This is a genomic window from Marinobacterium profundum, from assembly GCF_001528745.1.
GTDB classification, from domain to species: domain Bacteria; phylum Pseudomonadota; class Gammaproteobacteria; order Pseudomonadales; family Balneatricaceae; genus Marinobacterium_A; species Marinobacterium_A profundum.
The window spans coordinates 1-25,523 of record NZ_BCNS01000002.1; the positions used below are offsets into that span (position 1 = coordinate 1).

30 protein-coding genes are annotated in these 25,523 nt (G+C 59.2%); 1 reads left to right on the plus strand and 29 read right to left on the minus strand.

The genetic code is table 11. From position 1 onward, the window contains the following. Positions 1-35 precede the first annotated feature (35 nt). The 18 genes from MPRO_RS26680 to MPRO_RS00300 form a co-directional block, all read right to left on the minus strand. Positions 36-3,470, minus strand: coding sequence for a hypothetical protein (locus MPRO_RS26680; RefSeq protein WP_067285723.1), 3,435 nt, complete (start codon positions 3,468-3,470; stop codon positions 36-38). A 12-nt stretch (positions 3,471-3,482) separates the two neighbouring features. Continuing rightward, on the minus strand, positions 3,483-3,830 hold the full coding sequence (locus MPRO_RS00230; RefSeq protein WP_067285725.1) for a hypothetical protein: 348 nt from the start codon (positions 3,828-3,830) through the stop codon (positions 3,483-3,485). Then, the gene (locus tag MPRO_RS00235) at positions 3,827-4,210 is read right to left on the minus strand and encodes a hypothetical protein (protein WP_067285728.1); all 384 of its coding nucleotides are present in this window, start codon (positions 4,208-4,210) and stop codon (positions 3,827-3,829) included. Before MPRO_RS00235 ends, MPRO_RS00230 begins: the two co-directional genes overlap by 4 nt. Next, a complete protein-coding gene (locus MPRO_RS00240) occupies positions 4,207-8,322 on the minus strand; it encodes a phage tail tape measure protein (RefSeq protein ID WP_067285730.1) in 4,116 nt (1,371 codons plus the stop codon). The genes MPRO_RS00235 and MPRO_RS00240 overlap by 4 nt, the downstream gene beginning before the upstream one ends. A gap of 77 nt (positions 8,323-8,399) precedes the next feature. Continuing rightward, on the minus strand, positions 8,400-9,149 hold the full coding sequence (locus MPRO_RS00245) for a phage tail tube protein (RefSeq protein ID WP_067285731.1): 750 nt from the start codon (positions 9,147-9,149) through the stop codon (positions 8,400-8,402). A gap of 16 nt (positions 9,150-9,165) precedes the next feature. Next, positions 9,166-9,327 carry a DUF7210 family protein gene (locus MPRO_RS25590; RefSeq protein WP_158651693.1) on the minus strand — a complete coding sequence of 54 codons (162 nt, stop codon included), beginning with the start codon at positions 9,325-9,327 and terminating at the stop codon, positions 9,166-9,168. Continuing rightward, a complete protein-coding gene (locus MPRO_RS00250; protein ID WP_067285732.1) occupies positions 9,327-9,614 on the minus strand; it encodes a co-chaperone GroES in 288 nt (95 codons plus the stop codon). Before MPRO_RS00250 ends, MPRO_RS25590 begins: the two co-directional genes overlap by 1 nt. Then, entirely contained in the window at positions 9,607-10,074 is a 468-nt protein-coding gene (locus tag MPRO_RS00255) for a hypothetical protein (RefSeq protein WP_067285738.1), read from the minus strand. The genes MPRO_RS00250 and MPRO_RS00255 overlap by 8 nt, the downstream gene beginning before the upstream one ends. Further along, the gene (locus MPRO_RS00260) at positions 10,071-10,655 is read right to left on the minus strand and encodes a hypothetical protein (RefSeq protein ID WP_067285739.1); all 585 of its coding nucleotides are present in this window, start codon (positions 10,653-10,655) and stop codon (positions 10,071-10,073) included. Before MPRO_RS00260 ends, MPRO_RS00255 begins: the two co-directional genes overlap by 4 nt. After that, positions 10,655-10,966: a hypothetical protein gene (locus MPRO_RS00265; protein ID WP_067285740.1), complete on the minus strand. Its 312-nt coding sequence runs from the start codon at positions 10,964-10,966 to the stop codon at positions 10,655-10,657. The genes MPRO_RS00260 and MPRO_RS00265 overlap by 1 nt, the downstream gene beginning before the upstream one ends. After that, positions 10,966-11,301, minus strand: a complete 336-nt coding sequence (locus MPRO_RS00270; RefSeq protein ID WP_067285741.1) for a DUF2190 family protein — start codon at positions 11,299-11,301, stop codon at positions 10,966-10,968. Before MPRO_RS00270 ends, MPRO_RS00265 begins: the two co-directional genes overlap by 1 nt. A 38-nt stretch (positions 11,302-11,339) precedes the next feature. Continuing rightward, a complete protein-coding gene (locus tag MPRO_RS00275; protein WP_067285742.1) occupies positions 11,340-13,325 on the minus strand; it encodes a prohead protease/major capsid protein fusion protein in 1,986 nt (661 codons plus the stop codon). A 75-nt stretch (positions 13,326-13,400) separates the two neighbouring features. After that, a complete protein-coding gene (locus tag MPRO_RS00280; protein ID WP_067285744.1) occupies positions 13,401-14,912 on the minus strand; it encodes a phage portal protein in 1,512 nt (503 codons plus the stop codon). Further along, a complete protein-coding gene (locus MPRO_RS00285; protein WP_067285748.1) occupies positions 14,909-15,118 on the minus strand; it encodes a phage head-tail joining protein in 210 nt (69 codons plus the stop codon). Before MPRO_RS00285 ends, MPRO_RS00280 begins: the two co-directional genes overlap by 4 nt. 28 nt (positions 15,119-15,146) lie before the next feature. Then, positions 15,147-15,545 (minus strand): hypothetical protein, encoded by a 399-nt coding sequence (locus tag MPRO_RS00290; protein WP_067285750.1) that lies wholly within the window; start codon positions 15,543-15,545, stop codon positions 15,147-15,149. Beyond that, positions 15,542-15,718 carry a hypothetical protein gene (locus MPRO_RS25595; RefSeq protein WP_158651694.1) on the minus strand — a complete coding sequence of 59 codons (177 nt, stop codon included), beginning with the start codon at positions 15,716-15,718 and terminating at the stop codon, positions 15,542-15,544. Before MPRO_RS25595 ends, MPRO_RS00290 begins: the two co-directional genes overlap by 4 nt. A 69-nt stretch (positions 15,719-15,787) precedes the next feature. After that, on the minus strand, positions 15,788-18,925 hold the full coding sequence (locus tag MPRO_RS00295) for a terminase gpA endonuclease subunit (RefSeq protein ID WP_158651695.1): 3,138 nt from the start codon (positions 18,923-18,925) through the stop codon (positions 15,788-15,790). Next, entirely contained in the window at positions 18,897-19,439 is a 543-nt protein-coding gene (locus MPRO_RS00300) for a terminase small subunit (RefSeq protein WP_158651696.1), read from the minus strand. The genes MPRO_RS00295 and MPRO_RS00300 overlap by 29 nt, the downstream gene beginning before the upstream one ends. 350 nt (positions 19,440-19,789) lie before the next feature. Here MPRO_RS00300 and MPRO_RS00305 point away from each other — a divergent pair, with 350 nt between their 5' ends. Further along, the gene (locus MPRO_RS00305) at positions 19,790-20,020 is read left to right on the plus strand and encodes a hypothetical protein (RefSeq protein ID WP_158651697.1); all 231 of its coding nucleotides are present in this window, start codon (positions 19,790-19,792) and stop codon (positions 20,018-20,020) included. Between the two features lie 476 nt (positions 20,021-20,496). On the opposite strand, the gene lysC is transcribed toward MPRO_RS00305, so the two are convergent. The 11 genes from lysC to MPRO_RS00355 all read right to left on the minus strand — a co-directional run bounded on the left by lysC (position 20,497) and on the right by MPRO_RS00355 (position 25,436). After that, complete coding sequence (gene lysC / locus MPRO_RS26620; RefSeq protein WP_439646775.1) at positions 20,497-20,727, minus strand: Rz1-like lysis system protein LysC; 231 nt, start codon at positions 20,725-20,727, stop codon at positions 20,497-20,499. After that, positions 20,624-20,998, minus strand: a complete 375-nt coding sequence (locus tag MPRO_RS00315; RefSeq protein ID WP_067285757.1) for a hypothetical protein — start codon at positions 20,996-20,998, stop codon at positions 20,624-20,626. The genes lysC and MPRO_RS00315 overlap by 104 nt, the downstream gene beginning before the upstream one ends. Then, positions 20,995-21,510 carry a transglycosylase SLT domain-containing protein gene (locus MPRO_RS00320; protein WP_245634997.1) on the minus strand — a complete coding sequence of 172 codons (516 nt, stop codon included), beginning with the start codon at positions 21,508-21,510 and terminating at the stop codon, positions 20,995-20,997. The genes MPRO_RS00315 and MPRO_RS00320 overlap by 4 nt, the downstream gene beginning before the upstream one ends. Next, positions 21,491-21,709: a hypothetical protein gene (locus MPRO_RS26260; protein WP_245634998.1), complete on the minus strand. Its 219-nt coding sequence runs from the start codon at positions 21,707-21,709 to the stop codon at positions 21,491-21,493. Before MPRO_RS26260 ends, MPRO_RS00320 begins: the two co-directional genes overlap by 20 nt. A 339-nt stretch (positions 21,710-22,048) precedes the next feature. Next, complete coding sequence (locus MPRO_RS00325) at positions 22,049-22,222, minus strand: hypothetical protein (protein WP_158651698.1); 174 nt, start codon at positions 22,220-22,222, stop codon at positions 22,049-22,051. Positions 22,223-22,343: 121 nt separating this feature from the next. Beyond that, positions 22,344-22,829: a hypothetical protein gene (locus tag MPRO_RS00330; RefSeq protein ID WP_067285759.1), complete on the minus strand. Its 486-nt coding sequence runs from the start codon at positions 22,827-22,829 to the stop codon at positions 22,344-22,346. A 441-nt stretch (positions 22,830-23,270) separates the two neighbouring features. Continuing rightward, the gene (locus MPRO_RS00335) at positions 23,271-23,453 is read right to left on the minus strand and encodes a hypothetical protein (protein WP_067285761.1); all 183 of its coding nucleotides are present in this window, start codon (positions 23,451-23,453) and stop codon (positions 23,271-23,273) included. Further along, positions 23,450-23,785 carry a DUF968 domain-containing protein gene (locus MPRO_RS00340; protein ID WP_067285763.1) on the minus strand — a complete coding sequence of 112 codons (336 nt, stop codon included), beginning with the start codon at positions 23,783-23,785 and terminating at the stop codon, positions 23,450-23,452. Before MPRO_RS00340 ends, MPRO_RS00335 begins: the two co-directional genes overlap by 4 nt. After that, entirely contained in the window at positions 23,782-24,216 is a 435-nt protein-coding gene (locus MPRO_RS00345) for a recombination protein NinB (protein ID WP_067285765.1), read from the minus strand. Before MPRO_RS00345 ends, MPRO_RS00340 begins: the two co-directional genes overlap by 4 nt. Beyond that, positions 24,209-24,391 (minus strand): hypothetical protein, encoded by a 183-nt coding sequence (locus MPRO_RS00350; RefSeq protein WP_067285769.1) that lies wholly within the window; start codon positions 24,389-24,391, stop codon positions 24,209-24,211. Before MPRO_RS00350 ends, MPRO_RS00345 begins: the two co-directional genes overlap by 8 nt. 4 nt (positions 24,392-24,395) lie before the next feature. Continuing rightward, entirely contained in the window at positions 24,396-25,436 is a 1,041-nt protein-coding gene (locus MPRO_RS00355) for a DnaT-like ssDNA-binding domain-containing protein (RefSeq protein WP_067285770.1), read from the minus strand. Positions 25,437-25,523 lie beyond the last annotated feature (87 nt).

The following is a 25,523-nucleotide window of genomic DNA, read 5'->3' on the forward strand; positions in this document are numbered from 1 at the left end:
TTTTTTTTTCAACCAGAAGACGGAAGACGAGGTGCTCAGGAGTCTCGTGGGCTCGGAGAGGTGTATAAGAGACAGCCACTGAGCGTTGTCCTGGCGATCCAGATGGGCGCGTGGGCCGCATCGGTGTTGAACCGCAGCACGTTGTTACTGGCCCAGCCTGAGCCCCAGCCGGCGGCATACAGGGTGAAGTAAGGCTCCCCTGTCACCGGATTGATGGGAGCCAGATCAGAGCCTGTGCTGCCTGTCGCTATCTGCCCCACTACTTCGCCCACAACGTTAAACGACGATGAGCTGGTGAATATCAGCGCCCAGCGCTCACGGATGGCGTTATTGTTGTCGGTCTGCGGCGGGTACAAAACGTCGTTGTACTGCGCGGTGGTGTTGCTGCCGATGCGGGCATCGGCCCAGACGCTGGTCCAGGTGGTCTGGCTGAACAGGTGGTGCACGCGGGCGCCGATATCGCCGAAGATCAGCGCGCTGGAAACGTAGGTATCGGCCGGGTCGTAGGTGCGCGGGATGGCACCCACCAGGCGCAGGGTGCCGTTGATCTCGGCCTCGTTCACCAGCGCCATATCTTCAATGCGGTGGGTCGCGATGAGCGGCTCGGTGTAGGCGCTCAGGTCCAGCGGCGTGGCCATGGTGATGACGCCGGTTTCGCGGTTGACCGTATACAGGCCCGGGTCCACCAGGGTGCCGACCTGGTCCTTGAGGGTGGCGCTGGCCAGTTCGTTACGGCTGAGCGCGGCGGTTTCGCCGGCGGACAGCGGGCTGCTGAGGGTCTGCGACTGGGTGCTGTGCACCACAACCACGTCGCCGTTGCGGATGATGGGCACGCGGCCATCGATCGGCAGGCGTACCGGGTCCAGCCCCAGCACGGCCTCGTCTAGCGGCATCATGCTGTACACCACGGCGTTGAACTTGGCGGTAAAGGGCAGGATCTCGCTGGCGAAAGTCACATCGGCCACGCCGGTCTGGTAGCTGATGGTGCCAGTGATGCCGTCCTGGTTCAGCTCGCCATTCAGTGATCCGGTGGCGCTCACCACGGTGCCATCGGGCTGGGTGGCACGCAGGTAGAAGGATGCCGGGCGCAGCGGCGCGCCTGGGGTGCGGAAGAACATTCTGTCTGCCGTCCAGGCGCCCCGGGTGACCAGCAGGCTTTTCATGGCGACGGTATTGGCACCGCCGTTGTATTCATCCAGCGATACCTGGCCGGTTTCGTAGTCGATCAGGCCAACTGCGGTGGCGGCGCCGCTGGCGCGGTTAAGGTCCGTATAAATCGTACCTTCGCGGTCGATGTAGGTTTTGCCATTCCACAAAAATTCGACGCTGCCAGGCATGATGTTACGGGTGGTGAGCGGGGTCAGATCGAAGGTGATCGACGGCAAGGCGGCGGTTTCGGACTGGGCGATCGGCGCCACGCTGTCCTGGTTGTATTTAACCTCCACCGAGCCACCGTAAATGCTGGTTTGGGTGAGGTTGCCCCAGCTGCCGTCGCTACCGGTACCGCTGCTGACAATGTAGGTATCGAGGTCGTAAGCCGCCCGTACCGGCATGACCACAGCGCCGGTAGCATAGTTGATGGTGCCGCCGTTGCTGAGGTTGCCGGCGCCATCGTCGGTGACGCGCACCGTGGTGGTCTGCTCCTTGGTGCCGCGGTAATAGCGCACGGTACGGGTGCTGTCGTAGCTGGCGACAAAGGTTTTCGGCTCCACCGGGGCGTTGGCCAGGGTGAAGGTGGCGTCATTGCCGGTCAGGCCCGGGGTCAGCAACGCAGTAGTCTGGGTACCCTTGTCGTAATCGATCTGCAGCAGGCTGCCGCTGTCGGGCAGCAGGGTCGGCTTGATGCCGATCTGGCCAAGGCCATAAATCACGCGACCGGTACCGTCGCCGGTGATATTGCCGTTGCCGTCATCGGTTGCAGTTTTGGTGACGGCGCCGGACTCCCAGCTGATCACCAGGCTGCCCGGCAGGATATCGCCTGCCGACACTGTGGCGGTGATGGTGGGCAGCTCGATCTCGGTGTCGGTATCGCGGATCTCGTAATGGGCCTTGGTCGCCCAGGTGTAGATCACAGTGCTGCCGGTGTCTGGCAGCGCACCCAAGGTCGCTACCACTGAGCCGGTAACGTAATCGATCGTTCCGGTTCCACCGCTGTCGTCTTCCAGCACGCCATCGCCACGATCGCGCATCCGGTACCACTTGCCCAGCACCATATAGTCAACGGTCAGGGTGCCCGGGTGCGGGATCGGCCGCAGGGTTTTGACGTAGTTATAGCCCCGGTTCGACAACTCGATAGCTTCGGCGGCAGTGTGGGCGACATCGTAAATGGCAACACCTGGGATGGCGGTTATTTGCAGTGTTTCACCCAGCGCCTTAACGCCGGTCAGAGTGCCGGTGGCATAATCGATCGAGGCCACCACCTCACCCATCGCTGCGCCGCCTTGGGGGTGTACCGTGGTTACAACCAGGTTACCTACTCCGTCATCGGTCGCGGTGACGTAATACAATGTGGCGGTGAAGGGCTTTGCATACCAGGTCGCGGTCATAGTGCCGGGCGTTACCGCACGACCAAAGCCCATTGTGGTGGCGCGGGCCAAGGTGATGCTATAGCTGCTGGCACTGGCCGCTTGCACGTTGAGCCGATCGGCGCCGGCCTGGATATCCACCACCGGACTCTCGACCGTAGCAGCAGGTACCAGCTGACCATAGATACTCTCGGCCTTGATGCTCAGATCCCCCGGCGCGATGGCGTCTGCCAAAGGTACAACCCCAAAATATTTTGACGCATCGGCCACCAGGGTGGTGCGCAGCAATGTGGGGCTACCGTGCTTGCTGATGCGCAGAGCAGTATCGGGGCCATCAAATGTGCGGCGTAGCGCGCTGCCGATCTCGATCGTGAACACTTGGCGACTGTATACGCCATTTGAATCTTCAAACTCGCGGATCTCGCCGCTCACGTCGTTAACACGCACATACTGCTGTTCGCCGATGATGGTGCCGGTGCTGCTCTCGTTGCTGAGCAGGTAAACGGTGCCCACCTCCGGGCTCTCGGCATCCAGGCGGGCATAGACGGTGATCAGGCGCTGGCCGATGAGCTGGTCACCCAGCAGCACATAGCGCGACTCGGGCCCTTGCACCACATAGCTTTCGATCCGGTCCTGCGCCTGGGCGCGCTCGTCGGTATAGCTGCCGGTGGTGAACATGACCACCGAGACTTTGCCGTCGTCCGGGGCATCGGTGATGATGGCGTGGCTGCCGTAATACATATCCTTGTTAGCCGTGCGCACCGCCGCATAGGCCTTGCGCAGGTTAACGCGGCCATAGGTGCGATCCAGGCGGCTGATATCCGGGAACAGGTTGTTCACCACGCCATCCACCACTTCCACGGCGCTCATCAGACCGCCGCCATCGTCTACGTCCAGCAGCCGCTCGGAGGCCATGAGTTTGATATCGGATTCTAAAATGGTCATTTACTGCTTACCTCAGCTAGTGCCTGTTTTGTGCGACAGTGCGCGCCAGAGAAACCACACCAGCGCTGCGGCAGCGGACCAGGCACCGCCAGTGGCGAGCTTGTGTATTACGGCGTCGCGAAGTTCTTGGCGGCGGTGACGTTCGGCCACCAGCACTTTAATAAAATCGTGATGATCGGCGTGCTCAACATCCGGCATGGCGTCCAGACGAACTTCAAGGGCGCGCAAACAGCGCAGCGTTTGCTGCTGTACTTGCTGCGCCTCAAGCCGATCGGCTTCACTACGATCAATGGTGGCGCGCAGGGCGCCCACCTGGCCCGTCAAGGCGACTATATGATCCATCGGTGTTTGCTCGGTCACGCTACCTCCATCAGCCGCAGGCTCAGGGTGTATTTGTTGGTGGCGCCTGGGTTGCGCTGGCGACTCACTTCGGCGGCAGAAATCGCCTTTTCGCGGTGACGAAACAGCACGGTGAAAGTCCGCGAATGGAACACCAGGGTGCGGGGCGTGGCTGGGGTTTGCGCCAGCGCATACAGAGCTTCAACCGTCGCCCGGGTGACCCAGGCGGCGTTCTGCCCGCCCTCAAGAGTGATGCGGCGGCCTTTGGTCTGGGCAGCCTCTTCAACCACCAGCGCACCGGTCAGTGATACCTCTTCTTGCTGGCGCACCGGGGTCCACTCGAATTCGTCGGTCCATTGCATATCAAGCGGCAACTCAATGCCGGCGAGGGAAACGGTCATCGCGTGATGGCTCCTACTTCGGCCAGAGTATCGAGAAAGGCTATGGTGGTTTCATTGTCGGTATCGAAGCCGTAGGTACGGCCACCACGGACGAACTCCATCCGCACCACCTGAGATACAGATTGCTGGGCGGGCGAGGTAGTCTGGCGGCCAAAACCACTGGGTGGGGCTTTGCTGGCCGCCGCCTGCTTTCTGGCCAGCTCTGCCAGGCGCTTGGGCTCAGAGACAACGGTATCGTCATACGGGCTCAGCACCTTGCCTTCCAGTTTTTGCGCCAGCCCAGCTATGAGCTCGTCGTAGATTTCCACCGCCAGACGATCGCCGGTTTCCAGCAGTTCCTGGCGCTGGGCAGCACCGAGCTTGCCGCGTTTGATAGTGGATCTGCCGGATCCGCCGGAATCACTGCGGCCGCCACCACCACCGTCACCATTGGCGGCGTCGGTCATTTTCTGGGCGGACTCAGCGGCTTTTTCGTAGCCCTGCTGCAGCTTCTGCACTTCTTCGATCAGCGACCTTATCGCCGTGGTCAGCTCGCCAATGGCGCCCTTGCCGACTTTGCCGGTTTCTTTCAGGGTGTCGTTGAAGTCGTCCACTTCATCGGTGGCGTCTTTGGTGTCGCGCTTAACGCCCTTGATCTTGTCACTGGCCGCATCGAAGGCGACCTTGAAGCTATCGCCGGTCAGCACGCCCTGCTTGCGCGCCTTTTCCAGGGCCACGATCAGCGCCTCTATATCGGCTTTGGTGCGGGTTTTAGATAACGCAGAGTCAAACGCCTGGCTGATCTGCTTGGCACTGTATTCACCCTCAGACGCCAGCAACAGGAAGGCATCGGCGGCTTCGCGGCCCTGATCAGTAATGCCATCAGTGACCTCGTTGATATCTAGCCCCAGGGCTTTCCAGGCTTTCGACTGGGCCTGAACGACGTTATTGACGGTATCGGTGGTTGCAGCGCCCACGCGCTCCAGCGCCTTCTGCAGTTCTTCAGCCGACGCTACGCCAGCCAACCCTGCCTTGTTCAGCGTTTCGATGAGCAACTCAACGTCAGCCGCCGTCTTGGCATTATCCAGAGCGGCGCCGAAAGCCGCCTTGATGGTTTCGGCGCTGTATTTGCCGGACTCAGCAATCTTCTGGAAGGCCTCGGCAGACTTGCCGCCCTGCTCTGTGACGGAGTTGGTGACCTCAGCCACATCGAGCTTGAGGATCTTCCAAGCGTCCGCCTGGGCATTAATGGCCTGAGTGCCCGCTTCCGTGGCGACCTTCTGTTTTTGCTGACCTTCCTCGGTCGCTGCCGCTTCTTCGCGCTTAGCAGCGATCTTTTCCTTGGCGCGGCGGATCGCCTCCTCTTCCTCGATGCCTTGGGCCTTCATGAGCGCGACGGAGCTCTTTATCTCCTCGTTTTCGTCGGTGGTGTATTCCGTATAGATCTGCTTTTCACGGGCTGCGCGCTGAATTGCGCGGGTCAGCTGCCGGTAAACCTTGTCGTTGCCCTCGAGATACCCGGTGCTTTTGAGAATCGTTTCTGCCGCCTGGCGCTGCTCTTCGTCCAGATCATCGAGCGCCTCGCGGTTCTCGTTGTAGGTGTCACGCAGGTCCTGGTAGGCGCGAGAGGCATCACCGGACAGGCGCTCAATCGAGTCCCGCTGCCGTTTTACGGATTTCTCCACACTGTCGCTGGCATCGTTCCAGACCTTTTTCCACCGCTCCATATCCTCTGTGTCGCCGGTGAACTTGTTCCAGACATACCCGAGCTCAGCAATAGCCTTCGTGACTGTGTTGATCACAACCGAAATGCCATCAAACGCCAGCGACACGGCTGCCAGGGCGACGTCAAGCAGGCCTACGTCACCGGTCAGGGCTCCGAATATGGACAACACATTGTCGAGTGTGCCAACAAAGTCCACCACCAGTTCTGCCACATCGGCCAGCCCTTCACCCAGTTCGGCAAAGGCTTCGTCAAGGTCTTCGCTATCCTCAAGCGTGGAATTCATGGCACGGGATAGATCGTCGGAGAAGGCTTCGCCGATCTTCTCCTGCAGAGCCTTGGCGCGGTTCTGCAGGCGATCAAAGCCAGACTCCAGCGAGGCGGCCTTCTTCGCCATTTCCGCGAAATGCGCCGTGCCTTTCTCAAAGGCGGTATTGGCCAGATCCACGTTGGTGGTTACGCCTTCATAACGCTGCGACAGCAGGCCGAGAATACGGGCGTTTTCGTCGGACTTGATGCCCAGCTGATCCAGTATGCTGTTCAGCGTCTGGCCACCGTCCTGCAAGCTATTCAGGCCTTCGAGGAAGTCACCGAACAACGCTACCTTGTCTTCACCGAAGGCCTTCTGCAGCTCTTCGTGGGTCTTGCCCGTGAGGCGTATCAGGTCCTCCAGTGGCTTGCCGCCACCCTTCACCGCATCCTCGATGTAGCGGAAGGTTCTGCCAACGACCGTACTCGTACCTTCGGCCTGCTGCCCCATCTCCGCGAACGCGCCAGACAGGCCCAGCACTTCGGCGGAGGTCAACTTGACGGTGGCGGTATCAGACGCCAGCCGCTTAGCGAAGTGAATGATCTGTTCTTCAGTGGTGGCAGTGTTGTTGCCAAGCTCCGCAATGGCGGCGGACACGCCCACCACGTTTTTCTGCGCTTCGCCGGTGACATTGAGGATCTGCGCAATACTCTGGGCGGCATCATCGCCGGCAATGCCGGTCGCGGAACTCAGTGCGTCGATCGACTTGGTGAAGGCGCGAATATTATCCGCCCCCTGCACCCCCATGCGGCCGGCAGCCTCCGCAACTTTCAGCAGTTCTTCCTTGGTGGTCGGCGTCACATTGGACGACAGATGCTCCATTGTGTCGGCCAGACCCTGCAGCTCGGACGCTGTCAGGTTGGTGGTCTTGCCCAGGCCGAGCATGGCATTCTCGGTGGTGGCATAGGCCTTGCCCGATTCCACAACCTGCCGCGCCGAGGCCTGAGCGGCCTGCAGGGCGCCATAGGCCACCGCCAGCTGCTTGGCGGCCTTGACCAATCGGCCGGTTGACGCTGTCGCCTTGTCCTGCACGGGCGCCAGTACCATCACGCCCTCTGTGTAGGCGTTCAATTCGCGACGCGTGGCTTTTACCTGCGCCTCGCTGAGCTTCAGCCGGTTGCGCAGTTTCTGCTCACCAACCTCAAACGCCTCGGCCGATACCTTGCCCTGACGGTAGCTATTGGCGAGCTTTTCAAGCTCCTGGCGGTATTCGCGCGTAGCGCGCTCAACGCGACGCTCTTCCTCGGCCTGCCGGGCGCTGGCTTCTGCCGCCTTGCGGGCGGCAACCGCCCGATCGTCCAGCGCCTGGTTGATCTTCGCCACCTGCGTGCGGCTGAGCTCGGTAGCGCGGCCCGCCTCGGTGACACGGCGCTTGTAATCCTCCCAACTGATATTGCCGCTACGGAGCTCTTCGGTCAGCGCGTGGAGCGTGCGCGAATACTGCAGCGACTGCTCGGCGGTGCGGCGCTGCTGCTCTTCGAGCGCCTGGTCGGCGACAAGCTGTGCCTTCTTCTGCCCGATCAGCCGCTGCTCTTCCTCGGCCTGCTTCGCCTTGGCTACCGTAGACTCCCGCACCGCGTCAGCCTCTGCCTGGGCGGACTGCACAAGCCGGGTTTGCACCACGCTCAGATCGGTGAGCTCGACAGCGAGGCGTTCGGCGGTCTGACGGTAGCTGTCCTGATTGGCTTCAACGGTTTTAAGATCAACGCCATAGCGGCGCATGGAATCCTTGGTGCCGTCGAAAGCCTTTTGTACCTTGTTTGTGGCAGTGCGCAAGGATCCGAACTCGGCCTTGGCTTTGGCAAGCTGGGCCACCAGATCGACATTGGCGCCGCGGGCTTCCTTGTTGGCTTTGGTAAGGCGGTCAACCTCCAGCTTGGCTTCGGCCTGGGCCTGGGCCAGGCGGCTGACTTCCTGTTCCTGGGCGCGGTAGGTGTCGGCTAGATCAAGGGATTGCTCTAACTTATCGAACTCAGATCGCGTGGCTTTGGTTTTCTCGGCCAGGGCCGACATTTCAGCGCGCACGGCCTCAGAGACATCGGAGTATTCATCCGTGCCTTCAATGACGAGCTCGATAATGTCCTTGTTCTTTTCAGCCATTGACCACTGCCTTCAGGTTACAAAAAAGGCCGCACGCGGCGGCCCTTATCCTCATGATTACCGAGGGACGGGTGGGCTTAGCCCGCCATTTCGATTTTCACGTACTTCGATTTTTCCGAGCCGGTGATGGTGTTGTCACGCAGCAGGTCGATCGTGAAGGGCGCATCGGCGAAGTCATCCGAAATCATCTTCAGCGCTGTGGTTGGGTTGATCTTCACGCGGTGGGCGGTCAACAACACCGGCTTACCGGAGCGAGCTTCGTTCAAACCATCGAAGTAAAACTCGTACTCGCCGCCCACTTCAGTGAGCATTTCAACGGTACGGGATGCCAGCGCGGTATAGGTGATTTCAAGGCCTGCGGCGGCGGCAATATCACCTTCAAGAATCAGGATACCGCCGTTGCGGATCTCGTAATCGGTGCCTTCCACATAGGACGGTGTAGCGCTTGGGCCGGTGACGGTGATGGTCGCGTCCGTATCCGGCACCTGCAGAAACTTCACGAACGAGCCCTGAGACGCCACGGTATGAACCTCAGCCGAGACAGCGCCACCCGCCACCGCGACAGAAGCGCCAGCGGTTACGCGGGCGATGTTTTCCGGGTTCAGGTTGAGCAGTGTGATAGACGCAGACACAGATTCGATGGAGCTAATGGAGTCAGCGGTACCGCCACCCTGGTTTTCGTAATCCTGCATTTCCTGTTTCGCCAAGGCGAACGCCAGGTCAATGGCGGAGGCGTTGCCGATCGGCAGGAAGCCCAGCGAGCCCGCTTTGTTGCGCAGGTATCCGGTACCCTTGCCCTTGTAAAACTCATTTTGAATAACGGCCATCAGTGCACCTCAGCGGTTAGATGACACCGTGCTTTTTCAGGATGACTTCCTGAGCAGCGGTGCAGTTGATTGTTTTACCCTTGGGCACATGCTTACCCTGATGGGTAACGCCGCCCTCGATGATGACGGTTACCGATTTAGTCTTGCTGTCCGGGGCTTTCGGGGTTGCTTCGCTCATCAGATGGGCTCCTTGCACAGGATGAATTCTTCACTGATCACCAGGTACGGCTTGCCTTCAAACTTGACCTCGGTGCCGTGCGTCTTGCCGAACAGCACCACATCACCAGGTGCTATCTCACTGGTGCGAAAGGCGCCGGTGGGTGTGTAATAGCTTGGGTTGGCGGCCAGTACGCGACCACGGTGGGGCTTTTCAACCGCAGTGCCGGGCAGAACAATGCCGCCAGCACTCACCGCTTCCTGCTCGATGACTTCAAGAATGATGTTATCGCCGACGGGTTTAAGCATATTGTTCTGTAACCTCGAAACTGATCTTCTGCGAAAAGAATGCGTATTCATCACCCGCTTCCGGCACGTCAAATGGGCATTCCAGAAAAGTGATCTTCTTGATACCCATTCTGTTTTTATGCGGGTCGAAAACAAGTGCGCGCCGCACGTCTTTCAACAAGTTGAACAGGTCTTCCACCGGGGTATCGGTGTCTTTCACCGCGATGGCGCAGTCCAGCACCAGAGTGATGCGATCGGTCACGACTGCGTTGCCGGTACGCTCGCCATCGGGGGCGCTCAATTCAGGCCGATAAGCCACCACCGGAAAGCTGAATGGGATACGGGCTCGCGCCTGGAACAGGTGCTGCAGCCAGCCCTGCTTGATAGTGGGGTCGAAGTTATAGCCATTGGCGACACTGATGGTCGCCAGCATGGCTTTCACGGCGTTCAGCGCCACCAGCGCATCGGCTTGAGTATTCATTGGCGCATCGCCTGCAGGAATTGCTGTTTGGCCGCGCTCAGCGCCTGGGGCGCTACGCGGTAGCGGGAATCATGGAAATGCTGGTTAACTGAGGGGCCGTACAGCGCCTTGAAGCGCAGCCCGTTTTTGCTGGCGCGACTAAAGCCTCGGCTTTCGCCTTTCTGATATTTCTGCAGGCGCTCAACGATCAGCGGCTTGCCGTCTGATTTCACCCGTGGAATGACAAAGGCGTTTTTGATCACGCCACCACCCCTGCCCTTCACGACATTGAGCATCACGCCCTTGCGGCCTGACTGCGCGGCATAGCGAAAGTTATTGGCGCGGGTGCCTCGGTTGCGGGCCCAGACCTTGGCCTGCATGCGGCCTGGGGTCGAACCCGAGACGATTTTTACCTTACCGTCGATATAACCGCGGGGCAGCTGAAAGTAGGAATTCCACTCATCGGTGGTGAGATTGATGGTTTCGCGGGCTGCCTTGTTGATCGCCTTCGACAATTCCGCCTTCGCCTGGAGCTCGCGGCGGCGAAACTTGCCGATAAGCGGATCCAGATCGCGCGGGACCAAAACATGGAAGACAGCCATTAATCAGCACTCAGAATGAATTCTGTCTTAGATGCCGTCTCTTCCTTGATGCCCACCAGCGTGTAACTGAGGCTGGTTTCGGTATCCAGCAGGGTGTCGGACAGCATCGGGCTGGCGTCGGCCTTGTTGATCACAGCGGTGGTGGCGATGCCTGCAAAGACGTGATTTTCGTACACTTCCACACCGATCTGGACGATCGCGTTCAGCGTGATGGTTTCCAGGGTGAGGGTGTTGGTCAACACACAGGGGGAGCCCAGAACGTCGGTAACGACGCCCATGGCCTCCCCCATGATTTCCCGTAGCAGGGACATTAGATGCCGACACCGTTCAGTCGCACTTCCGCCACCGTGGTACCGGTGAGCAGGGTATCCATGAACACACCGATCAGGGTGTTATCAGTAGCCGTGGTGGTCACTTCACCGTTGGTTTCATCCCAGTACGCCTTGGCAAACTGGGCAGGGGTGTCGGTGGACTTCTTCGGCAACTCATAAACGCCGCAGGTATTGCCTTCACACTCGTAGGTGGCGGCGGCGGAAAATGCCGGAATCACCACCAGCGAACCCACCACCAGCGGGGTGCCAGAGACAGCGCCGCCGGCAGGTGCGGTAAAGGTGACGATCTCGCCATTGGATGTCCAATTTTTCATGCTGTGCTACTCCGAAAAGAAGAGGGGTTAACGCCGCGTTATGCGGCGCCCGTCGCTTTAGCCATGCCGCGGTAATCCACCAGGCCTGCGCCGAAGTCTTTGCGTACTTTGACTTCCAGCCCGTCCACGTCGGTGTTGGTGTTCACCTCGGTGTACATTTCCTCTTCACCCGCCAGGTGGGCGTACTCGAAGGTGTCCATCATGGCGCTAAAGGCGTACCAGGCGGCGGTATCGACCACGGCCAGGCGCGGCTCAACGATGATGTCCATTTTCTGGCGCGGCGCCTGATCTTCGATTTTGGCGGCCACGATGCGCGGCAACAGCAGATCTTCCGCCGTGGTTTCCAGATCCTCCGGTATCGCAATGGCGTTGTACTCGACGTTCATAAACTGGCCGTCCAGCGTCTTCATCTTGCGGCCCAGTTTGCGCAGCGCAGTAAGAGACGCCTTGCTCAGGGCGGATCCGGTGGTCAGCAGGTTGGCATGGTCGGCGTGGAACAGCGCCTTGCCGTCTTCCATTAGTACGCTGCCGGCTTTGTTGTTGATAAAGTCGTAGTTCAGCAACAGGCCCCAAACGATATCGTTTTCCAACCGGGCGCCAGCCGGACCGAACATGCGCGGCATGCGATCCAGCGCGCCCATATCGTCGTTGATCAGCATCTTGCGGGTGAAAGCGATTTTGCGCGCGAAGGTATCGATGGCGTAACGCTCTTTCGCCTCACTGAAGGTGCCGGCCTGGTATTCGCCGTTTTCATTCAGTGGTTTCAGGCTGGGCGCGTCACCCAGGCGATACAGGTGCTTCTCGCGGAAATCGTTCGCGGTGCTCGCCTGGCCCAGACCCATGAAGGTACGCGGTGTTTCGCGATACGCATCCAGCAGGTTTTTGTTCATTACGTTTTCAAGGATCAGCGGAAAATCGCTGGTCGAGTGCATCGCACGGGTGGCGATTTTCTGCGGCGACAGGCCGCGCACATTCACGCCCTGGGCTACCAGCAGCGTGCGCGCCACCTCCATCATGGAGCGGCCGGAAAACTCGCGGGCGCCTTCGGTCAGCGTGGCGCCTTTCACCCGGGCGCGCACCATGATTGCTTCTTCAGCCGAACGAATCAGGGATTCACCCTCATCGCGGCGGCCGTCGCTTTTCAGGTAAGGATCTACTGCGAAGGATTTCACACCACCGGCTTTGCGGGTTTCGGCCATCTTATCGAGCACCAGGGCGCGGAAGGCATCAATACCAGTGCCATCAGCGAAGGCATCAGTAGCGAAAGCATCGTCCAGGCCTGCGGCGCGAGCAGCTTCAAGCATCGGCTTCAGCTGCGCGCGGGTTTCGCCCCGCACTTCGTCCGCATTCACAGTGGGTGCGGCTGGAGCGGCAGGTGCGGCGGGCTGGGTACGGTTGGCCTCTTCCTGCTGCGCCTTCAGGGCAGCAGCGGCAGCGCGTTCTTCTTCGGTCATCGGTGTTTCCTCTTGCGTTAATGTGACATCGTAGGTTTCTGCGCCTGCGCGCTCTGCGTCGCGGGTACCGTTGGTGGTTTCAAAACTGACCGGCACGATCGAGAGCTCCAGCGGCTCCCAGTCGATCGCTTCGCGCTGCTCAATGGCAGTGTCTTTGCCAGGCTTGGTGACCTTGTATTCGTGGATGCGGTACCCCAGGGATACGTGGCGCAGAATCCCATCCGCTACGTCATCAAATACCGCTTGCTGGTTCTTCGAGAACCGACAGGTGCCCGCCAGCTGGCCTTTCTCGATGCGGTAATCTTCGGTGACGCCCAGAACGGCGCCAATACCGGCATAGCGGTTATGGCTGTCCAGAATGCTGAGGCCCTTTTTCAGGCGTTCCTGGCGGATCGATTTATCATCAACGCGCAGGCTCTCTTCGTAAGGGTCAGACCACCAGGATTGACGCAGGCCGGCCTCCCCCGTGGTGAATACGATCTCGACCGTCATATTCTCGCGGTCGACCGTTTCTGGCCGGAAGAACGCGGCGCCTTTCAGGCTCGGCATCTTTTCTTTTCTGGTCGCCATAATGTCCCCGTCTTGTTGCCTCAATTCTCGCTGTGGGGCGGTCGAAAACAAGTGGACTGTATATTTGTACAGTCTCTATTCGTTCGCGCCCTTGTCGTCTGCCTTGGCTTTCTTTTTGATGCGGGCATTGCCATTTGAATTGGCGCTGGCGGCATCGTTATCGTCCAGCTGATTGCCAGCGCTGCTGAACTGGCTTGGGTCGTGATCGAATGGCATTTCTCCAAACAGCGCTTTGGCTTCCAGCCAGCCCGTCAGGATGTCTTCAAACTTGCCGCCGTGTTTGGCCGAGAACTGCTGGGGCGTCATGGCGCAGGTGCGCACCTTGGCGATATCCACATCCAGCTCTTCCTTGGGATTGACCGCCGAACGGTGTGGCAGTATCCAGCTGCGAGTAACGCCGACTTTGCCGACTTTCACGGCGTATATGCCATCAAACCAATCGTGAACCTTGTTAAGACCAGGCAGCATCATGAACAGCTGCCAGCGATCAAGATTCGCGTAAAATTCACCGCGGGCCAGGCGGCCACTGGCCCAGGTCACCTGGCTGAAATCGCCGGTAATCTGCTCGCGCGTCACGCCTACACCGACGGCAATGTCCTGCAGCACTTCAGAGTTAAACTCGGTGCCGCTAGAAACATTGGGCGGTGTGACGGTGGTGATATCGGTGTTTGAACTGGCATAGGCGATCATGCCGGCCTCTAGCTCGGTGTACGGCAATCCAGCTTCATCACGCAGCGGGGTGCCGGCCGTTTTCAGGCCCATATCGCCGGGGGCTTCCTTGATGATAATGCCCATGCAAGCGGCCATGCGCTGCAGTGTCAGGGAGGCGTCGCGCCATTCCTGGCGGTCATGTATCAGATCGGCGACCGGATGCAGCCAGGACACGCCCAAATGCTGCCCGGCGCGATCCTTGCGGTAGATGTGCACCACATCATCGGCGCTGTAGAACTGGCTTTCTTCGCGGGTTAATTGGCTCACCAACTTGGTTTTCAGGTAGTAGCCCAGCAGCTCGCCTTCGCTGGAATATTTGATGCCGCTGATGATTTCGCCGCCATCAACCTGGCCGGAGCGGGATTCATCCAGAAACTGCTGTTCCAGCGTCTGCAGTACCAATGGGAACGCCAAGGCATTGTTTATGATCTGTCGCACAAAGACGCCGCCCGACTCTACGACGGTGGCAGCCCACAGCCACTGCAGACCCCACAGGTTGTTGTGACCCTCGTAGTCACAGGCAGTGGAGTTCGCCCAGGCATCGAACGTCTCTTTGTAGCGCTGGGTCGGGCGCTTGGCGCCGCCCACATAATCGGGTTTGATGCCGGTGCCGATCATATTGGTGGCGATCACGGCTTTAATGCGGTTACCGATGGCAGTGTTGCGCACCAGTTCCTGGGCGCCGCCCGCAAGCGGGGTGTGGCCGCGGGCCACTTCGTCCGAGCCGCGGGTTTTACGGCGACTGTAGCTGCCGTTCAATCGATCCGGATTCGCTGCCGTGTAGGCGCGCAGCATATCCAGCTGCACGCGATCGCGCTGCCGGGACAGGGCTTTTTTCGGGTCGGTTATTTCATACCAGCGGTCTATTAAATTCATCGTGGTTGGCTAAACCTTACTCGGCGCGAGCCGCGCGGTTTATGGGGGCTCTCGATCTGCAACTCGGCTTCCATGTCGGCGATGGCACGGCGCATCTGCACCATGGACTGGTATTCCACCCAGGTGTCGCCTTCACGCACCCGCAGCACGCCGCGGGCATAGGCTTTTTTCAGGCTGGCGAGTTGATCAAGTGTGAATGTGCTCATGGGCTATTTAGGTCCGGTATTCGACAATTTACCTGGGCGGCCCCATGGGCCCCAGCGGCTTGGGCGGTGGCGGTGCGAGCAATTTCTCAATGCGTTCCAGTGCATCCGCCATGCGGGTTAAATCCTTAAGCAGCGCCAGCGGCACGATCACCAGGGAATCATCAGCAATGTCGGGTATCACGTTGGGCGGCAGGCCGCGCTCTTCCCTGGACTTGCGCGGGGGCATTAGCGAGGGCTGTTCGGCGCGCTGTCGGCGCGCAGCGCAGATCCGGTAGCCCGGGAATGCTTCTGTCAAATGCTGGCAGCCAGGCGTGCCGCAGGCGCCTACAGTCGAACTGGCTTCATCACCCGGACGCACAGAAAGCAGGGAGTCGCCATCAGGACTATCCGCCTTCGGCGGGCTGATGAACCACTTTAAGAAACTCATACGCCAAAGAGCTCGCAAGCCAGCTGGTTGAAATAGGCCGCACAGCGGTCGCCGTAGTCTTCAACAGGGATGCCGTCCTCATCCAGAATGTCATCAAATGCTGCCGGATCATCGGCGAAACGCTCTGCCCAGGCATTGAAAACGGCAGCCATCTGTTCTGGGGTTAGCTCCATAGTGCAATGCTCCGGGTTATGGCGGTGGTAATAGCGACTCATGCTCCGGTTAACGCGGTCGAAAACAAGTTAGCGGCCCTTCTTGAAGAACCTGGCGGGGCGTTTCTTGCGCGGGCGTTCGGCTTCTGGAGCGGGCTCTGGCTCTGCGGGCAAGTCGGGCGACAGCGCATCAGGCGGGCGGCTGCTGGTAGCGCCGTAGTGTTTCTCGCGCTCTTTGAAGTCTTCATCCGCCATGCGGTCAAGGCCCAGCATCGAAGCGGCAGCACGGGCATAGCCGCGGCAGTCAAGATAATGGTTGTGGTCGCGGATGGTTTCCCAGCTGCGCACCAGAAACCCTTTTGAATCCGAGCGCTCGATGAGTATTTCGGCGGTAAGCTGCTTGAAGTAGTCATCACCCCACTCAGGGAAATGACAGTACCCGGTGGGCCATTCACCACCGGCGGCCAGGTGCTCATCTGTGGGGCGCGGCAGCAGCAGCCACTTGTACAGCTGCTCTTTCAGCACGTTCACGCCCAGTGGCCACATCTTGATGCCACCATCGCGGCGAATGCCGTTAATATCGATCTGCACCGGCTTGGGGGTGCCGACAATGGTGGTCAGGTTGCCCTGGCCCTTGATGGCCCGCAGGCGCGGCGTGCCGATCTGCGCCACGGCGCTGTACACCTCGCTGGTATCGTTGGATGAGTCAATCAGGGCCAGTTCAATCGCCATCGGGATACCGGCGGCATTGGTATAGCGGGTTTCCATAAACTTGCTAAGGTTCTCGCGCGTGGCATCTTCGGAGATATGGCCGTCAATAACGCCGATATCGATAGACCAGCTGACCTTTTTCCGCCCCCAGGCCACGGCTTCGTAAATCAAATAATCTTTCTGCACGTCGATGCCTACCGTCACCATCAGGCCGCCGTTCGGTACCGTGCAGGGGGCATAGCTTTCGCGGCGTTCATACAGGCGCTGCCAATCGGGCGCCTCGCCGATCTCGCGGTACACCTGCGCCATGCGGGTGTTGATAAACGCCTTCATGGCCTGGGGGTTATCCAGCGCATCCACGTATTCACGCGCCAGTGTCGTGATGGGCGTAAAGGGGCTGGCAAAGGCACTGGCCCAGTAGCCGCGGTGGTGCTTTATTTCCGGGCGCTTAGGGATCCAGCAACCCTCGGCGATCGAGCGGAAGCGGTCGCTTTCGGTCCATTCACTGCCGCACTCATGGCAGATAATAACGGCGCCGTCGGGCAGCTTGGTGCCTTTGTCGTCTTCGGGAATATGGACGTGCTTTTCCCAGTTCAGCACCTCGCTGTGGCCGCAGTGTGAACAGGGCTGGTGATATTCGCGCTGGTCCGATTTCAGGTATTCCTGATGGATACGCGAGCGGCCTTCCACCGTGGGCGAACAGGCGGTGATCTTCTTGGCACGTTTGCCGTAGGTGGTCGAGCGGCCCCAGGCCACCTGGATTGGGTCACCCTCACCGCCCGAACCGCCCTCGCCTGCACCCACGTTGAGCGGGTACTTGTCGCACTCGTCAAACAGCATGATGCGGCAGGCGCGCATCGCCAGATCCGTCGGGTTGCGGGCTGAAACGATCGATATCTGCCCGCCTGGGAACTGCTTCTGCAGTATGGTGTTGCCTTCACCGCGCCTGTTGCTGCTGAAAACATCACGGGTGACCGGCGTGGCCATCGCCGACTTCATAAAGCGCTCTTTCGACCAGGCCTCCGCGGTTTCCTTCTTCGGCGCCACATACATGATGGGCGAAGGCTCCTGATGGATGAAATACAGCGCCGCGTTGATCATCAACTCTGTGTTGTGAGTCGGGATCATTCCTTCGCCGCACAGGTACAGGTGATCGGGCGAGTCCACTGCAATGCACTGCACCGGTACCGGCGACACCTCAACCACATCAACGATCCGCCGGCGCTTCGTCTCACCCACCCGCGTCTTCGCTGATATCGGTTTCTGCCGGGCTCGCTTGCGGTGCAGCTTGAATATCGGGGTGTCGGCGTAGGCGACAAAATTGACGTGATAAGCAACCCGGGTTCGATGCACGCCGGGCTTAAAACCGAGGCTGCGCAGCAACTCCACAACTTGCAGGGCAAGGCGCTCATCCTTCGAGCAGAAGCTGGCATTCCCCTGCTTCGAAATGGTGCCATCGGTATCCATTAGCCCCTGCAGCAGTTCGAGCCTCTGCCGGTGGCTGGCGCGCATGTAAAGGGCGGGAATGTGCTTGTTCTGCAGCACGTTCAGCTCAACCAGCAGCTGGTGCATCCGCTTGTTTTTGCGATCCGAATACTGCGGATTCTGCCGTCTTGGGTTCGAGCGCAGGCTCGCGCAGGTACGGCAGCGGCGGCCCGGTTCCAGTGGGTGACCATAGGGACATTCGTCAGTCGGGCGGACTGTGCTAATCAACCATTCCCGGGTACCAGTCGCCGTTTCTGATTTCAGCTCGGCCGCATAACCATCAGCCATGAGCTCGTCAATGATCTGATGATCCTTGGCGTGATTGGTGAAGCGCGACGAATAGCTGTGACCATCACCCAGCCAGGCGCCAAAGGTGTATGGCGCGATTAGAAGATCCGCTTCCGGCAGTTCGAGCGGATCGGCAACGGGAATGGCGTATCGGTTTGCCAGGCGCCCGTCACTGAGTACCGACTTGAAGGTCTGGCTGATCTCCAGCGTGTTGGTGACACGCGTGCACTGGGTAGATGTGCGGTTGCGGCTATCATCCACCAGCCATTTGTGACCGGCATCCGCTATAACCTCGGCGCCATCGGAGAACACAACCCGGAAGCAGCGGTTTGCCGTCTTGATGTCGGACTTTGCCAACACCCGGCAAGGCTTGCCGTCACGACCGAAAACCCGATCACCGACATGGAGCGAGCCCATGGTCGTCCAACCTGCAGGCGTCGGAATTGGCGTATCGATCGCCAACGCCTTCATCAGCTGGATGCAGCACATTACCGTCACTTCCTGCACTTCGGGCAGGGTGATGGACTCCATCGGTTCGCGGGCAACCTGCACGCGCGAGGTACGCCACCGGCCTGCTTCGGCCGAGTTATCGGGCAGGTGGCGATAGGTATCCGCCCACTCAGGCATATCCAGCTTGGGTGGCGGTTTAAGACTGCTCTTTACGACATCTTCAAGGCGGCGGCGAAGATTCCGCAGCGCACGGAAATGCAGCGGCTCAGTGGGATTCGCTGTCGTCGTCATCATCAACAGTAAAGTCGGCGAGCTCTTCGAGCATGCGGTACACCTCTTCTTCGAGGCGTTTTTCAATCGTCAGCGCGTCCTGGTGCTCCAGCTGTGCGGCGTACTTTGGCAGGGCCATCAGATGGGCGCGGATGGTGGCCAGCGCTTCGCCGAGCTCGTCCATAATGGCTTCGATATCGCCATAGCGTTCTTCCACCACAGCCAGGCCGATTTCTTCTTTCTTCATCAGCGCCAACTCTTTGCGCCGGCGAATTTCATCAATATTCAGTTCGTCGGTGTTGTTGCCGGTGGATTTCTGCACCTCCATGTCCCGCAGCCAGCGGATGCACATCGCCGAGTCGTAGCGCGGGGCGTCACGCGGGCCGCCGTTGTCGTAGATCGGCATGCCCCGCTTTACGTACCCCGTCACACTGTGGCGACTAACACCCAGCATTCGCGCCAGGGCCTGACCATTGGTGATCGTCCCTACCCCGCCGGCCGACTGGCCACCCTTATGATTCTTGCTCGCGTTCGCCATGCCCTCACCACCCAACAATCCAATGCTGCCATGCTAACCGGGGCCTGCCGTGTCGTCTGTTGAGCCCGGATCCGGGGGCTCGATCGGGGTCGGCAGAAGCCTGCAAGGCCAGGGAGGCAGCCTGGGCGGGCCCTGGTGCGCCTTGGATCTATCAACTCTCCAAAATCCGCTGAGTTTATAAACCCCGGGGGTCTACGCCCTCGCGCCATAGGGGGGGTGGCTGGAAGAACCTAGTAGGGGGTGGGTGGCTGGTGTGGGCTGGTGCTGGTGCCTGCAGGTGCTCAGCCGCCTGGTGCTGAGCTCGAGCGGATCCGCTGGTCCGGTAGTGTCTGATAGTGGTGCTACTGGCGGTGGCTTCAGGCGCGCGAGCAGATCCGGTTCGACTGGTACTGCTGCTGGTGCTGCTGGCATTGGTGCTAGTGCTGGTACTGGTGCTGCTGGTGGTACTGCTGCCTGGGCTGAGGTGCGGCGCTCGAACGGATCTGCTGGCACTAGTGCCTAGTGCCTGGTGCTGCTGGTGGTACTGCTGTTGGCTTGTTGCTGCTGGTCTCAAGCGGATCCGCAGGGCGCAGGGTTGCTAGCGCTAGTGCTGGTGTCGATGGCCTACTGCTGCTGGCCTGGTGCCTGCTGGTGGTACTGGTACTGGCGCTTCTGCAGGTCTGCGATCGGTTCCGCTCGGCCTGCAGGCCTGCGGGGCTCTCACCCCAAACAGCGCCATGCGATACAGATCCATCGCGCTTGAGCCTTGCTTTGCATCCTGAGTGCGGCAGCGGTCACTGCACAGGCCGTCGTCATCCATGGCGGCCATCTGATAGTCGCGTTTGCAATACGAACAGGCGGCATAGGTTACATGGCGGGGGCCGCCCCGGGCGAGCATAGCGACACTGCGCTTATGGGCAGCAGACTTACCCTGGCACTTACGACAAACACGCTGCAGGCCCTTCGCCAGCTTATCCGGGCTCACCTGGCGGACGGCTCCACACATCTCGCAGCTATGATTGATCACTGTCCGTGCCATTTTTTGTCCTCCATTCCGGACCAGATGCCTGGGGGGGTATTACTGCTCAGCTGAGCGAGCGCTCCAATCGCGAATCTGTTCTTTATCGACGTTGCACTGGTGTAACGCGCTGCGCATGGATGCCGCATACAGCGCCACATCGCGCCAACTCGGATCAGTGCCGAGCTCAGGGGCTTGGACTGGATTCAGCAGCACGGCCGGCACCGCTGGGCACAGAGGCGCCACCGGCAATGCCGTTGCGCAGGATGTCAGCAATAGCAGCAGGCACACGGCGATCAGTGCATTCATCAGCCGGCGCATTGCGCAGGGCCGCAAGTTGGCGTTGTAGGCGGTTGCGTTCATGGGCCTGGGCCTCCTGTCGTTCTGCGGTTAATGCGTCCAGCTGGTCGTAACGCTCCCGAGCCTGGCCGTACTGTGTCGCAACGGTGCTCAGTGCCGCTTCCAGCTTCCCAATTTGCTGGTTAGCCCTCACTGCCTGGTATCCCGATGTCGCGGCGATGCCGAACAGAACGACAATCACGACCAACAAAGCGCGGATCACTGCGGGCCCCGGCTGAGCATCATCTGTGACCAGTAGCGCCAGATGCGCTGCACATAGGTGGTGGTTTCAGTGGCGTGCTTACCGGTGACCTGGGGCAGGCAGCGGATGATATCGGCGTAGCCATTAGCGCCAGCGCACATCCGTTGCGATTTAATGATGTTGCCGGCGCCGGCGTTGTAACTGGCCGCCCCCAGGCTGTACCTGTCTTCAGCTGATCGCGGGGCTTTCCAGATCCTGATCTGCTTGCCCTGGTAATAGGCACCAGCAATGATGGATTGCTTCGCCAGGTGCGGGCTGATCTGCCCCATGCCTAACTGCCGGGTGGTTTCCGCCCAGGTCGCAGGCATGAACTGCGCCAGGCCTGCAGCGCCCACCGGTGATACGGCAGCAGGATCTAGGCGGCTTTCCTGGAACAGCTGCGCTTTCCACAGCTGCCAGTCATAACTCGGCAGGTATCGCTTACCGGCCTGCTGTATATCCGCGTCGTACTTGTCAGGAAACGACCTGGCCAATGAGCAGGCAGACACCGATAAAGCGAGCACCAAAATAAATAGCTGCAGATAACGGTTCACTGGATATCCTCCAGGCAGTTGTTTTAAAGTCCACACCACCCAGAACATCAAGCGCACGAAGCGCTAGCCAGCCGGCGAATAATGCAAACAGCGCATACATCAATGTAATTACCGCATTAGCGGTCAGTACTTCAGCCACGTTTAGTCTCCTGCTTCAAAAGGAATGCGAGCCAAGGTGCTGCGAATGCTATTTGCATTTGCAGGCATAGGTTGATCAACGGTAATGCGGGCTTTATATAATCAGAGGGTTTTGCTTTCGGCAAAAAAGAAGGGCCGGAAAAACCAGCTGAAACCGGGGGTTTATTCCCGACTAACGCCAACTGAGTTTTACGGCCCGAAGGTGCGGATCTCATCTGCATTACTCCATAAAGGAACCTGTCGCCTCACGGCGAGAAACACAACATGCCCTACACAAAACCGAGTCTATAGCGACGACAATTAACCGTCAAACCATCTGACACGATAATCAAAATATAATCTAGTCGCCGCGCCAGGCGCCATTACCACGCCTTTTAAGCGGACCATAAATGGGGCACTCATCCGGATCCTTGCGCTTTAAATCGGCGATAACGCCCTGCAGCCTGGATATCTCCTTACGCATGGCCACCAGCATAATATCATCGGGTACCCTTTCGCCTGTCGCCTTATTCACGCGGCCGGATCCGCCGCAGTCATCGCACACCATTTCGTATAGGAACGGTTTTTCTACCCCAGTCTGGCGGCAGCGACCACAACCGGCCAATTCTGGAACTGTGATCTGTAGTGGTGGGCCACTATTTTTTTGCATAAACCCCTCCGGCCACTCCATATAGTGCCAGCATGGCAGCGTCCCTGGTGTCTTCATTACTGCGGCCCTGCCAGCCCGTGATTCTTTTAAACATCACCGCATCTTTTTTAACCACTTTCGCGGTACCGGTCATCGGCTTAACCAGCGTACAAGTGGCGCCGATACGGATCATGTAATGATGCAACAGGCGCGCGATGGCCTTAACCTGACCCACATTTTGGGCGATTTTCTCCCGCTGACGGCGCTTGGACTCAGGACTGCCACCCGCAACCGCCTTGACGAATATCGGTTTGTTGATTTCCACGTTTTCCAGCACAAACGCAGATCCGGCGGCGTGCTCAGCCTGGATAAATTCAATCAAGTCAAAGAATGGCAGGCTCTTTAGGTCCACCAGCCGGGCGTTTTCGGTGATACCGACGCCTGACTTGTCCAGGTCGGGGTCAATGCCGATTACTCTGGGGGTGTTTTTCATGGGCGCTCCATCAGCGATTCGTCCCAGCTAGCGAATGGCATGCCTTTGGCGATGCGACAGCAGGACCATGGCTTATCCCATCCCCACGGGGGAAGGAGTTTAGGGGCAACGTGATAGCCCCACCACTCACCCGATGAATCCGCAGCAACAAAACGCCATCGGTGGCTATCCCATGGCGGAGGATTAAGCGCTGCGCGCACGGATCGACTCATGCCGAGCTTTCGTTCTCCAATCTCATGGCGCGCTTTATTCGCCGTTACTCGGTCCATGGCTATCCCCTACTCCTATTCACGCCGCCCACGACAAATGTGAAAAAAACCACAAGGCCAGCTCAACAACACCCCACCCAACAAGGGCGCAGAATATCGCCAGGCAGGCCCACATGGTTCGCAGATCCGGTAATTGACCCATTACTTCACTCCCTTCGCTTTGATTAATCGCTTAGCTTCCACCAGCGCAGGCAGTCACTAAATACATCAGCCAGACCACCAGCGCCCCAAACAGCGCCACACCAACCCGCAGGCCCAGGTCCACCAGCGGCAATACTGCGTTCCTGTTATAGGCCCGCACCCAGAGCGCAAGGGCGATCGTTAACGCCGATGGAAATAAAATCGTCAGACTCATGCCGCCTCCATTTTGCGCTCAACGAACGCTTGCGCCTGGATCAGCTGCGCCTGCAACTCACCCGCAAATTGCGGTATCGTCATCTGCAGCGTCCACAGCAGCCACTCAGGCTGCTGCTGCTGCATATCGACATCACGGTGTACTTCGCTGTGGTGGCCGCGGCACATCGGCATGGCGAACGAATCCGGGGCTGTCATGCCCATGCCCGACAGACCCCAAGGCAGGCCTATAACGTGGTGCGGATCGCCGCCAGAACCATTGCAGCAGATGCAGCGCATTGCCTTCAGGTGTTTGATGTAGGCCGTGCTGCGGTAGGCTTTTGGTTTGATCACGCCGCCGCCTCCTTGTACTGCTCATAAACCGCCAATGACGGATCGCTCCACTTCACACCCTGGTGAGCCCCGAACGCATAGATCAGCCGGATAAGATCGGCGAAGGGCGCCGGCTCCATACCGCTGGTGGAATTACTCAAGGCCACCAGCCCGCCGTCTATGCCAGGCACAACGCGCTGATTCATCTGGCGGGCAGCAAACAGATCTTTCCAGTCCGCCTCGGGCATGGACACGCCATGCCACTCAAGCTGCTGGCTGATGTCCTGCAGTAGCGGCCAGAGTTTGCGGTTCATGCTCGCAGGCCGCTTATCCCGCCCCAGCGTGATCACCACCGGGCCCGCCGTCAGGCCCTGGGCTACCAGCCCCCAGATAGCGTTCAGCTTCGCCCTCAAGTCATCGAGCCCTTCGATCCGGATTTGCTTATCAGCCATGATTTAATTCCCCTACCTTGCGAAGGTGCGTTTCGAGCAGGATCAGGGCGTCTGCCCGCAAGCCCTTGCGCAGCAATTCAGCCAGTTTTTTGTCCAGCGCCCGTTCTTTGCGCAACGCCATCGCCAGGCGTTTATTTTCCGTAATCAGGCAGGGCAGTCGTTTGGCGTCGTTCATGCGGTCACCAGTCCGTATCGCGGATATCCATCACCGAAGCCGTTACGACCTGGCGACGACTCTGCGGGGTTGTTAGCGAAACCGGGGGCGCAGTCTGAGGTCTGACGGGTACGATCATGCGCAAGCGAGTCGCAAGCTTGTGCTCCCAGGCACCCTGCGAATTTTCTGCGGGGCGATCCACCCAGTACGACCGAAACTCGCCCAGGATCTCATCCGCCTGGCCAGTCGGAATCTTGCCCAGCGCCACACCCACCTGCTGGCAGCGGGCAGCGAACTGCGGGCCCGGCTGCCATTCCCAGTGCATCGCAAAACGACGTTGATCAGTTCGTGGGGTTGTATCGAACAGTCGATCGAAGTCTACCGCTGGGGGGGTGTCGGTTTGCTCTGGGTGGGCAGCAGCCAGGGGCATGCCCGGCGCGGCGCTGTCGGTAAGTATTCTCTGCTGTACTCTCTGTTCTTTTAGATTGCAGGATCCTGCAATCAAGTTTGCAGAATCCTGCAGTGCTGTTTGCTCGATCTCGCAATCTTGATTGCCGGTTTCTGCAATCAAGTTTGCAGGATCCTGCAAACTGTTGATTTCATTGGATTTAAAAACACTCTCTGCGGGGGCGATCGGAACATCCAACTCTTTGTTTTTGCTGCTATTGCAGGTTTCAGCATTCTTGATTGCGGGATCCTGCAAACTGATGTTTTCATTAGGGTTTTCTTTTGAGGCAACATCACCGATTAAAGCAAACAGCTGATCGCGATTTAAACGAAACCACATCCGCGCTGGGTTGCCGCGGCGCGCTTCCTTCAGCAGGCCCAACTGCTTCATCACCTTGCGGGCACGGTCCTGCTCAGATCGAGACAGACCTGTTTCCAGCTCCCATTCCTGCTGCGTCTTGTGGAACCACCCATCACGCCCTTCGCCGATGCGGCCGTCCGTCCAGTAATACATCTGGCTCAGCATCACAGCCGCCACAGTCGATCCTGTGACCTGGCGAAAGATCGGGTGGTAGGCGATCGGACGGCGCAGCAGCGCTGCCACTGTTTGTTGATTCATATAATGCCCACTCGCTGATACCTCTGATAAATCCTGTTGAACTGATCTGCAAAGCGGAACGGCGCGGATGACGAGTAGAAACCTCAA